Here is a 10,333-nt window from a genome sequence, read left to right on the forward strand (position 1 = left end):
GGCGGCCTACCTCCTCCTTGGCGTGCCGCCCGCGACCTTCTCCTTCGCGGGCGGTTGCGCGTTTCGGCCCGTGCGCCGGGAGCCTTGCCGCCACCCGTCCTCTCTCCGGCGGGGCGCGAACGCGTCAGAACGTCGGCGCGAACGCGTCGGCGGCGTCCTCGACGTTCACGAGCACCGATATGTGCAGCAGGTAGTCTTCCGCGGAGTCCGACATGAGGTACGAGTTCATGTCCAGCTCGTACAGCGGCCCCTGCATCTCGAAGCCCTCCCGCTCCACGTAGTTCAGAAGCTTCTCGTAGGAGCGTTCCACCGTGCTCGTGCCCCCTTGGTGCAGGATGACGGCGTAGTTGCCCTTCGGCTTGCGCTCGATGCGCCCCTCGAGGCGCTCGGGGTTTTTCGGCGGGGATATCCAGGTCACGAGCTTCGTGTAGTAGAACTCGGCGGGGTTGCGCGGGTCGGGGATGTCGATGATGCGCCCCAGGGGGAACGTGGCCATGCCGGCCGTGTTGCGGCAGAAGTCGGAATGCTCGCTCACGGCCTGGGCGTAGACCTGCTGCGTGCGCTCGCGGCGCACGTCGGTGGTGAGAAACCATATCTCGTCCCAGTACGAGAGCCGGGGCTGCTCCTTGGGAAACGTCACGGCGCGCTGGGTGATGTAGCGCATCTTCTCCATCATGCCGATGCGGGCGTCCAGGATGTCGCGCTGCAGCTCCATGCGGTCGATGCTCGTTTGGATGCTGTCGAGGAACAGCTGGGTCGTGCGGTTGTCCAGGTACTCCTTGATCTCCTTCGTGGACATGCCCGTGTCCATGAAGAACCTGATGACGTCGAACAGGTACAGCTGCTTGAGCGAGTAGTAGCGGTAGCCGTTGCCTCTGACCTCTTTGGGTTTGAGCAGGCCTATCTTGTCGTAGTGCACCAAAAGCTCCCGGCTGACGTTGCACATCTGCGCGAACTCGCCGGTGGACAGGAGCAAGGGCTGTTGCATGGCAACCTCCTTATGCCGCAGGCACCGATCCGCCCGGTGCGGCGTCGACGTCGGGGGAGCGGTCGGGCGATTCGCCCGGGGCCGCGCGAAAAGGGGCGTCCGGGCTGGCCATGGATGCGATTCTACCATGCGCCAAAAACGTTTCACCTGATGATTAGGGGAGCGTCGCGAATCGGCCCGCCAATGCCCGCGCCTGTCGGGCCGTTACCGTCCCGTTACCGTGCCGCACCTTCTTTTCGCAAGCGGCGCGCCTGCGCCCTCGTCGTCGGTGAACGAGGATGCAACCGTTTTCGAATATCGCGGCATACGGAGAACATCTCGCTTGCCGTGCAGCGCACGCGATACTAAAGTTACAGACGCAGGGCGAGCGAGCTCCTGAGCGGGTTCGCGGATGGGAGCGGTTATGGATTGCGGAAAACCGGAAGAGCCGCGCGGCGAGGCGAGCCGCGACGAGGACGTGGCGTACCTCGTGCGGTACCTGCTCGAAGAGCGGGGGATCGGCGATGAGCCGGTCGGGGACGGGCCGTTCGACGAGGCGTTCGCGCGGTTCCGGGCGCTCGTGAACACGCGCGAGCCCCGGCCTGCCGACGAGCGGTTTTTGACCGTACAGGATCGGTTGCTGCGCGGTCTCGTGGCGGACAAGGGCATCGTGGACGCCGCCGGCCTCCCGCCGACGAGCACCGACCCGCGCTTGAGCGTGTGGCGCGGCGACATCGTCGCGCTCGCCGCCGACGCTGTCGTGAACGCGGCGAACAGCGCGCTTCTGGGTTGCTGGGTGCCCGGCCACCACTGCATCGACAACGCCATCCACACGTTCGCCGGCGTGCAGCTGCGTCTGGAGTGCGCCCGCCTCATGGAGCGCCAGGGACACGAGGAGCCTGCCGGGCGGGCGAAGGTCACCGGCGCGTACAACCTGCCTGCCGGCTGCATCCTGCACACGGTGGGCCCCGTTGCGAACGGATCGCCCGGCGATCGCGACCGGCGCGAGCTGGCTTCGTGCTACGAGAGCTGCCTGGACGCCGCGGCCGCGCGAGGGTGCCGCACGGTCGCCTTCTGCTGCGTGTCCACCGGCGTGTTCGGGTTCCCGCAGGCCGAGGCGGCCTCCATCGCCGTGGCGACGGTGCGGGCTTGGCTCGACCACCACGAGGTCGGGCGGGGGAGCGCGGGCGCGTCGAGCTCGCCGCGCGGGGCGGGTGCGCCCGCGGGCGGCGCAGGCGTTGCCGCCGACTCGCCCGGCGGCCTCAAGGTCGTGTTCAACGTGTTCACCGACGAGGACGAGAGGATCTACCATGGCCTGCTCGACGCATGACGGCGACGTGGGGCGCGCGGCCGCGCTGTTGCGCGACGCGCGGCGCGTGCTCATCGGAGCCGGCGCGGGCCTGTCCGCGGCGGCAGGGCTCGCCTACGGGGGCGAGCGGTTCGAGCGGAACTTCGCCCCGTTCATCGAGAAGTACGGCATGACCGACATGTACTCGGCGGGCTTCTACCCCTTCCCGTCCGAGGAGGCGCGCTGGGGCTACTGGGCGCGCCACGTGTGGGTCAACCGCCACGAGCCCGAGGCGCTGCCGCTGTACCGCGCGCTGCGTTCGTTCGCGAGGGAACGGGACTGCTTCGTCGTCACCACGAACGTGGACGCGCAGTTCGAGAAGGCGGGGTTTCCGGCCGACAGGCTGTTCGCCATGCAAGGCGACTACGGCCTGCTGCAGTGCGCGCGCGGATGCCACGACCGGCTCTACCCGAACCGCGAGCTCGTGGCGAGCATGCTCGCGCGCACCGAGGACTGCCTCGTGCCCGCCGAGCTCGTGCCGCGCTGTCCCGTGTGCGGCGGTCCCATGGCCGTGCACCTGCGCGTGGACGGCCGCTTCGTGGAGAACGCGGAGTGGCATGCGGCCCAAGACCGCTACCGCCGCTTTGTCGAGGGCATGGCCGACGAGCCCACCGTGCTGCTGGAACTGGGCGTGGGCTGGAACACGCCCGGCATCATCCGCCTTCCCTTCGAGGCCATGGCGCGCACGTTCGACGCGCCGCTCGTGCGCGTGAACCGCGACGACGCGCGTATAGCGGACGGCGGCGTGCTCCGGGGCGTGGGCTTGGAAGGCGACATCGCCGCGCTGTGGCCCCGGCTGGCGGGAAGCGGCGCGACGGGTGGCGTCGTGTCGAGTGGATAAGGCGAAGAAGGCCCGCGTCGAAAGCCACCGCAAGGCGGCCGTTGTGTCCTAAATGGGGACAGTCCCCATTTAGGACATTTCGTCAAGGGGCGTGACGCGGGCGTTCCCAGCCTCCCTAGCTTCGCTTTCGGGTAGAATGGCGGGGAGAAAAGGAGGCCGCCCATGCAAGACCGCTCGCACGACCCGTTTCAACACGCTCGGCCCCAGCCTGCGAACCCGGCCGTTCCCGGCGAGCTGGTCGAGGTTGCGTCGCTGACGGCTTGGATCGAGCGCGAGAACGATGGCGACCCTTTCGTTGCTCATGCGCGCGTCGCGGGCGACGAGGCCGCGCGGGCCGACTTCGCGTTGCTGGAGTTGTCCGAGTCGCGCGTCGAGGGCTGCCGCTACACGGGCTGCGACTTTACCCGCGTCGCGTTCTCCGACGTGGCGTTTTCCGGTTGCGACTTCTCCAACAGCGACTTTTCCGAGGCGAACTTCACGCGCTGCGCGTTCGCCTCGTGCAAGTTCACGGGAGCGAACTTCACCGAGGCCGTGCTGCGCCGCGTGGAGGCGCGCGACTCGACGCTGGCCTACGCGTCGCTCGCGAAAGCCAAGATCGAGGATGTGTCGGTGCGAGCGACCGACTTCTCGCACGCCGACGTGTCCGAGGCGCGCCTCAAGCGCGTGGCCTTCGACGACGTGCGCTTCGTGGGCACGAGCTTCTTCCGCACGAGCCTTTCCGGCATCGACCTCACCGCCTGCCAGCTGGCCGACATCGTGCTGTCCGACGGCATGGGGGAGTTGCGCGGCTGCCGCATGGACCTCTACCAGGCCGCCGGCATCGCCCAGCGCCTCGGCGTGGTCATCGCCGACTAACGCCGCGCATCGACGCGACCGGCCCCGCCTGCCGCTTGGTCGGTCCCACGCGCCGGGCGGCGTCACACCTGCTTGCCGCGCGCCTCGATCTCGTCGTGCGCCTCGATGATGGCCTTCTTGACCGCGGCCTTCACCACTGCGTAAACAACGGCCGCGAAGATCGCGATGAAGAAGACGTACATGATAAGGATGAATACCTCCGGAAAGCCCATGCCCAAGATTTTCACGATGGCCGCCTTTCTCTCGGATGGCCAGATCATACCATCTTTTCACCTAACGGAGGGCCGTCGCTCGCAACGTCGGGCGTATCTGGGCCCCATAACCAGCACCTTGTTCCTTAGTCGGCGTTTTTCGCTTGGAGGCCATGGCCGCCGATCTCGACGATCCGCTGTTAAACCGGCATCGACATGCACCTGGCATTGTCATCCTGAGCGGAGGCGGCGCAAGCCGCCGGAGTCGAAGGATCCCGCGCGGCGACAGCAATAGCGCCTCCGACTGGTGCCTCAAGGTGTCCTTCGTCCCCGCTTCGCGCGCCCGAGAATTCGGCAGCCCGCTGAATTCTCGAATGCCCCGCTCGCTCAAGATGACAACTCGTCGGCTTGCGGAGTGTCAAGGGCGGTTAAGCAGCGGGCTCGATGATTTTCGTTCGATGCGTTTGGCGGAGGGGGTCATTCGATCTCGCTCACCAGTTCCAAGTGCTCGGGCAGGTCGAATATCGCGGACTTGATGAACGAAGGGTAGAGGTACTCCCGCTCCAGCTGCTCGAAAGGCAGCCAGAAAAAGGCGTTCCGCCGTCCGCTCTCCTCGCACGAGAGCGTTTCGCCATGCGAGGCCGAAAGGGAGTCGGGCAGGCTCACCAAGAAGTAGAGGCACAGCTCGTGGAACCGCTCTCCGCTGGCATCTTCGGTGAAGAACGCCTGGCTGAGCCACAGCGGCCGCACGATGCGCGCCTCCGCCCGCATCTCTTCCCGTAGCTCGCGCAGCACGGCGTCCTCCGCCGTTTCGTGGAGCTCCACCTTGCCGCCGGGCAGGTAGAGGTAGGGGCAGTGCCAATCGCGCATGACGAGCAGCCGCCCCTCGTCGACCGCAACCGCGCCCACCCGGTAATTGAACCGCCCCTCGCTCGTCGAATACGTCACATCCATAGGCTACCGCCTCTTCTCGTTCTCGGCCGCGGTTCGCGCTGGTTTGTCTCTTTTTGCTGGTTGTCCGCGAGTTCAAAGCGGCGCCCCGCTCGCTGGTGCGAACGGGGCGCCGGGGTACGGGGGCGTCGCGGGGTTTCCGCGTTCCCTGCAGCTCCTACGCCTGGCTGAAGTCCCAGGAGTTCATGTACTTGATCTGCTCCTCGGTGAGCGTGTCGATCTCGATGCCCAGCGTTTCCAGCTTCACACGGGCCACGCCGTCGTCGATCTCGGCCGGCACGTCGTACACCTTGTTCTCCAGCTCGCCGGCGTGGAGGTACAGGTACTCGGCGGCCAACGCCTGGTTCGCGAAGCTCATGTCCATCACGGACGCGGGGTGTCCCTCGGCGCACGACAGGTTCACCAGGCGCCCCTGCGCCAGCACGATGACCGTGCGGCCGTCGGGGAGCGTGTACTCCTCCACCAGCGGCTTGATCTCCTCCTTCTCCACGGCGTGGGCCTCGAGCCACACCAGGTTGATCTCGGAGTCGAAGTGGCCGGAGTTGCACACGATGGCGCCGTCCTTCATGTTCTCGAAGGCGGGGGCGTCCACCACCTTGCAGTTGCCCGTCACCGTCACCCACACGTCGGCGAAGCGCGCGGCCTCGGCCGCCGGCATCACTTCGTAGCCCTCCATGTGCGCCTCGAGCGCCTTCAGGGGGTCCACCTCGCACACGATCACGCGCATGCCCATGCCCTTCGCGCGCAGGGCCAGGCCGCTGCCGCAGTAGCCGTAGCCCGAGATGACGATGGTGCGCCCGCACATGAGGCGGTTCGTGGCGCGGATGATGCCGTCGAGCGTGGACTGGCCGGTGCCGTAGTGGTTGTCGAAGCAGTGCTTCGTGTTGGCGTCGTTGATGTTGAACACGGGGTAGGCGAGCGTGCCCTCGGCGGCCATGGACATGAGGCGCACGACGCCCGTGGTGGTCTCCTCGGTGCCTCCCACCACGTGCTCCAGCTTGTCGGTGAACTTCGTGTGCAGCGCCGTGTCCAGATCGGCGCCGTCGTCCATGATGATCTGAGGGTTCGTGGCGATGACGGCTTCGATGTGCTTCTCGTACACGTCCATGTCCTCGCCGGCCACGGCGTGCACGTCGATGCCGAAGTCGCGCACGAGCGACGCGGCCGTGTCGTCCTGCGTGGACAGGGGGTTGGAGGCGCACAGCGTCACCTTCGCGCCCGAAGCGGTGAGGGCGCGCATGAGGTTCGCCGTCTCGGTGGTCACGTGCATGCACGCGCCGATGCGCACGCCCTCGAGCGGGCGCTCGCGCTCGAAGCGCTCGCGGATGGACGCGAGCACGGGCATGTCGCGGTCGGCCCACATGATGCGCGCCAGTCCCTCGTCGGCCAGCGCGATGTCTTTGATGTCGTAGTTGTCGGGCATGGTGCCTCCTGTGTATGATGCTCAAGCAAGGGAGAATCTCGTAACCGCAAGCGTAGCACAGGCTCCGAGCACCGCGGCACCCGCCGCCGTCCGTTTCATAAAAGCGACGGATGAAGGACGTCTCGAGCGCATTCGGCGCACGTGTGGGCGACGGCGTTTGTGGAGTTCGTATGCACAACGTTTGTGAATCCTTGGCATTTCCCTCGCAAAAAACGGAAGAAACGGCAACGAAGAGACTCCCCGTTAGGACGAACGGCCGCGAAGTCGCTATAATCGTGCGAGCTTGCGAACTCGCATAACGGCACACGCATTTCAAACACACCACGCAGCGAAGGGGCGCCGAAGCCCTTTTGCCGGCGCGCATGCGAGCGAGCAGAGGACGGTCGACCGCAGAAGCGGGGCGGCCCGTAAAAGGAGCAAACGGAGTGCTAGACCAATTCTTCTCGCAGATATCGTTCATCGACATCTTCAACTTCTGCGTCTTTCTCACGTTCAGCATCTGCTACACCTATCAGCTTTACTATGTGTTCGTGGTGCTCACGCGCAAGCCGAAGAAGCTCGTCGCCAAGAAGAACCACCGCTTCGCCGCCGTCATCTCGGCCCGCAACGAGAGTGCCGTCATCGGCGACCTCATCCACTCCATCAAGGTGCAGAACTACCCCTCCGAGCTCATCGACGTGTTCGTCATCGCCGACAACTGCACGGACGACACGGCCGACGTCGCCCGCGAGGCCGGCGCCATCGTGTTCCCCCGCCGCAACGACAAGGAAGTGGGGAAGGGCTACGCGCTCGATTACGGCTTCCAGGCCATCCGCGAGCAGTACGCCGACCGCGGCTACGAGGCCTACTTCGTGTTCGACGCCGACAACGTGCTCGACGTGAACTACTTCCGCGAGATGAACGCCACGTTCGACAACGGCGCAAAGGCCTCCACCAGCTACCGCAACTCCAAGAACTACGACTCGAACTGGATCTCCGCCGGCTACGCCGTGTGGTTCCTGCGAGAGGCGAAGTTCCTGTCCCAGGCGCGCCTCACGCTCAACACGAGCTGCGTGGTGTCGGGCACGGGCTTCTTCATCGCCTCCGACATCATCGAGAAGCACGGCGGCTGGAAGTGGCACCTGCTCACCGAGGACATCGAGTTCTCCACGAACAGCATCCTGGAGGGCGTGCGCATCAGCTACACGCCCACGGCCATCCTCTACGACGAGCAGCCCACCACGTTCCGCGATTCGTGGAACCAGCGCTTCCGCTGGGCGAAGGGCTTCTACCAAGTGTTCTGGCACTACGGTGCCCGCTTGGCGAAGGGCGTCGTCGCCAACCCCAAAGGTGCGCGCTTCGCCTGCTACGACATGCTCATGACCATCGCGCCGGGCATGCTGCTCACCGTGGTTTCGGTGCTGTTCAACGCCATCATCATCGTGCTGGCCGCCACGGGCATGATGTCCACAGGCGTCATGATAGCGTCGTCGCTCTCGTCCATCTTCTTCTGCCTGTTCAACTACCTGGTGTTCATGTTCATGTTCGGTGTGCTCACCACGTTCGTGGAGTGGGACTCCATCCACGCCCCCACGGGCAAGAAGGTGCTCTACATGTTCACGTTCCCCTTCTTCATGCTCACCTACATCCCCATCGCGCTCGTCGCGCTGGTGAAGAAGTGCAAGTGGAAGCCCATCCAGCACAGCATCTCGGTGGACGTGGCCGAGTTCTCCGACGCCGCCGCGAACGCCAAGCGCGAGCGCACGATGTAGCGCATCGGCTGAAAGCCGGAAACGTCGTACGGCGGGCCTGCGGGCCCGCCGTTTTGCGTTCGAGGACGGCGCGCGATGGCGGAAGACGCGCAGGTCGCCGATCCCGGCGAAGCCGGAATACTCTCATCAGCGAAGCCCTGCAGGTCGGTGTTCGGGAAAGGGGCGGGGCGTCCACAAAGCGAGTTCCGCAGCGCTGCGAGGACTGTGTGAGCGACAGGGCGCTCCGCCCCTTTCCCGAACACCCCATCTCCTGCAGGATGGGCGAACCTACCACACGCGGGCGAAGGTGAGGCACCACACGCGTGCGGCGCCGGCGCGGCGCAGGGCGTCGGTGGCGTCGAACAGCGTGGCGCCCGTGGTGCACACGTCGTCAACCAGCAGGATGCGCTCGGGCACGGTGGCTCCCGGCAGGGCCTCGAAGCGGCCGGCCGTGTTGTCCATGCGTGCGCGACGCGACAGCGAGCGCTGGTCGCGGGTGCGAGGACGGGCGAGCGGCGAGACGCACGGCAGGTCGAGCCGCTGCGCCAACCCGCGCGCCAGCAGCTCCGCATGGTCGAAGCCGCGGTGCCTTCGCGCGGCGGACGAAGCCGGCACGAACGCCACGGCGTCCGGCTCCCAGGCGGGCGGCCGTGCCCGCGCCATGAGCCGCGCCATGGGCTCGGCCAGGCGGCGCTCTCCTTGGTCCTTGTACGTGCGCACGATGCGCGCGGCATCCTCCTCGAACGTGACGGCGCTCGCGCACCCGTCGAAGGGCACGACGTCCCGACCTGCGCGCGAGAGCGTCACCGGGTTGCACTCGCTGCACTGCACGCGACCGAATGGGGCCCCGCACCTCGGGCAGGCGCGCCACCAGTCCAGATAGGGCAGGGCGCGCAGGCATGCGTCGCATAGCACCTCCCCGGGCTCGTCGCACACGGCGCAGCGGGTCGGCCACAGCGTTTCCGCCAGGGCCTCGGCCGCTCCGGCGGCGTACGCATGCGCTCTGTCGATGAGGAATGACATGCCTTCGAGCATAGCGCCGCAACCTTGCTCGTCGACCGTATTTCAACCGTCGCCGTGTCGCCCGAACCTTGCATGGATCTTGCAGGGCGACCGTGCGTATCTTGCCCGCCGGTCGCACGGACCTTGCACGGGCGTTGCGCGAACCTTGCATGACGGCGCTGGCTCGGCAGCGGATAGGTGGCGGTTTGATGCAGCGGCCGACCTCCGAAAAGCACGAAAATCACCGCTGTGAAGCGTTTCGAGGGGTTTGGAAGGCTTCGAGACCCCCCAAACAGGGTTGTGCCATGCGCGAACGCGTCGACGCGTTTCTCTGATCAGGGGTTTTCCTAGGAGGCGATCGGCGTAGGTTGAAAACTGGCAGGAGGATCGCTTCACAGCGGTGATTTTCGTGACCTGGGGCCCTGCTCCGGAAACCCGCCGAAACGCACGAAAAGGCGAGCAATGCTGCGTTTCGAAACCCGCATTCGCAGCCGCGTTCTCGAGCAATTTTTGAATTGCCTGTTCAGAGACTTAGCGTGTTGCGCGACGAACAAGGCGGGGCATCCCCATCGCCCCGAAACGCAACATTGCTCGCTTTTTCGTGCGTTTCAGGCCGAGTCCGGTGTTAAGCCAGCATTTACATGCACCTGGCCGGGTTGCCGTCCTGAGCATGCAACAGTCCGGTGGACTGTTGCACTCCCGAGCAAGCGGAGCGGGCGCAGGGAGGCGTCGCGAAGCGATGAGCGGCGCGAGCCGCCGGAGTCGAAAGTTCCCGTGCGGCGTCAGCCGGGACGCCTTCGGCTGGCGTCAGCCGAAGCGCCTCCGTCCCCGCTTCGCGGGGCCTCCCTGCGCCCGCTCCGCGTACTCGGGGCCTCGTCTGTCCGGCGGGCTGTCGAATGCTCCGCTCGCTCAGGATGGCAACTCGTCGGCCTGCGGAATGTCGATGCCGGTTTCATATGACCGATGATTCGTCAATAGGCAAAAGGCACCCAGCCCGTCCGGCCGGACGGGCTGGGCATCGTCTC

At 66.2% G+C, this 10,333-nt stretch carries 9 protein-coding genes; 4 read left to right on the top strand and 5 right to left on the bottom strand.

Going from position 1 to position 10,333, the window contains the following annotated elements; translation table 11 throughout:
* Window positions 1-124 precede the first annotated feature (124 nt).
* The gene (locus HCH03_RS15440) at window positions 125-988 is read right to left on the bottom strand and encodes a MerR family transcriptional regulator (protein WP_185906235.1); all 864 of its coding nucleotides are present in this window, start codon (window positions 986-988) and stop codon (window positions 125-127) included.
* A 403-nt stretch (window positions 989-1,391) separates the two neighbouring features.
* Between HCH03_RS15440 and HCH03_RS15445 the strand changes: the two genes are divergently transcribed.
* The 3 genes from HCH03_RS15445 to HCH03_RS15455 all read left to right on the top strand — a co-directional run bounded on the left by HCH03_RS15445 (window position 1,392) and on the right by HCH03_RS15455 (window position 4,011).
* Window positions 1,392-2,297 carry a protein-ADP-ribose hydrolase gene (locus tag HCH03_RS15445; RefSeq protein ID WP_221690208.1) on the top strand — a complete coding sequence of 302 codons (906 nt, stop codon included), beginning with the start codon at window positions 1,392-1,394 and terminating at the stop codon, window positions 2,295-2,297.
* Complete coding sequence (locus tag HCH03_RS15450) at window positions 2,278-3,156, top strand: Sir2 silent information regulator family NAD-dependent deacetylase (RefSeq protein WP_185906237.1); 879 nt, start codon at window positions 2,278-2,280, stop codon at window positions 3,154-3,156. Before HCH03_RS15445 ends, HCH03_RS15450 begins: the two co-directional genes overlap by 20 nt.
* Before the next feature lie 162 nt (window positions 3,157-3,318).
* Window positions 3,319-4,011 carry a pentapeptide repeat-containing protein gene (locus HCH03_RS15455; protein WP_221690209.1) on the top strand — a complete coding sequence of 231 codons (693 nt, stop codon included), beginning with the start codon at window positions 3,319-3,321 and terminating at the stop codon, window positions 4,009-4,011.
* Window positions 4,012-4,073: 62 nt separating this feature from the next.
* On the opposite strand, the gene HCH03_RS15460 is transcribed toward HCH03_RS15455, so the two are convergent.
* From HCH03_RS15460 to ahcY, 3 genes are all read right to left on the bottom strand, one after another.
* Window positions 4,074-4,238, bottom strand: coding sequence for a hypothetical protein (locus HCH03_RS15460; RefSeq protein ID WP_221690210.1), 165 nt, complete (start codon window positions 4,236-4,238; stop codon window positions 4,074-4,076).
* A 441-nt stretch (window positions 4,239-4,679) separates the two neighbouring features.
* Complete coding sequence (locus tag HCH03_RS15465; protein WP_221690211.1) at window positions 4,680-5,156, bottom strand: NUDIX hydrolase; 477 nt, start codon at window positions 5,154-5,156, stop codon at window positions 4,680-4,682.
* Window positions 5,157-5,310: 154 nt separating this feature from the next.
* Window positions 5,311-6,576 carry an adenosylhomocysteinase gene (gene ahcY / locus HCH03_RS15470; protein ID WP_185906241.1) on the bottom strand — a complete coding sequence of 422 codons (1,266 nt, stop codon included), beginning with the start codon at window positions 6,574-6,576 and terminating at the stop codon, window positions 5,311-5,313.
* Window positions 6,577-7,001: 425 nt separating this feature from the next.
* Here ahcY and HCH03_RS15475 point away from each other — a divergent pair, with 425 nt between their 5' ends.
* On the top strand, window positions 7,002-8,327 hold the full coding sequence (locus tag HCH03_RS15475; RefSeq protein ID WP_221690212.1) for a glycosyltransferase family 2 protein: 1,326 nt from the start codon (window positions 7,002-7,004) through the stop codon (window positions 8,325-8,327).
* A gap of 267 nt (window positions 8,328-8,594) precedes the next feature.
* Here HCH03_RS15475 and HCH03_RS15480 read toward each other — a convergent pair whose 3' ends face one another.
* On the bottom strand, window positions 8,595-9,341 hold the full coding sequence (locus tag HCH03_RS15480; protein ID WP_221690213.1) for a ComF family protein: 747 nt from the start codon (window positions 9,339-9,341) through the stop codon (window positions 8,595-8,597).
* Window positions 9,342-10,333 lie beyond the last annotated feature (992 nt).

Origin of the sequence: Gordonibacter massiliensis (ex Traore et al. 2017), from assembly GCF_019731765.1 — a bacterium.
Classification (GTDB): domain Bacteria; phylum Actinomycetota; class Coriobacteriia; order Coriobacteriales; family Eggerthellaceae; genus Gordonibacter; species Gordonibacter massiliensis.

What these genes read in the sequence shown, in the direction of transcription:
- HCH03_RS15440 (WP_185906235.1), bottom strand. Translation starts at nt 988, where the DNA reads ATGCAACAGCCCTTGCTCCTGTCCACCGGCGAGTTCGCGCAGATGTGC.
- HCH03_RS15445 (WP_221690208.1), top strand. Translation starts at nt 1,392, where the DNA reads ATGGATTGCGGAAAACCGGAAGAGCCGCGCGGCGAGGCGAGCCGCGAC.
- HCH03_RS15450 (WP_185906237.1), top strand. Translation starts at nt 2,278, where the DNA reads ATGGCCTGCTCGACGCATGACGGCGACGTGGGGCGCGCGGCCGCGCTG.
- HCH03_RS15455 (WP_221690209.1), top strand. Translation starts at nt 3,319, where the DNA reads ATGCAAGACCGCTCGCACGACCCGTTTCAACACGCTCGGCCCCAGCCT.
- HCH03_RS15465 (WP_221690211.1), bottom strand. Translation starts at nt 5,156, where the DNA reads ATGGATGTGACGTATTCGACGAGCGAGGGGCGGTTCAATTACCGGGTG.
- ahcY (WP_185906241.1), bottom strand. Translation starts at nt 6,576, where the DNA reads ATGCCCGACAACTACGACATCAAAGACATCGCGCTGGCCGACGAGGGA.
- HCH03_RS15480 (WP_221690213.1), bottom strand. Translation starts at nt 9,341, where the DNA reads ATGCTCGAAGGCATGTCATTCCTCATCGACAGAGCGCATGCGTACGCC.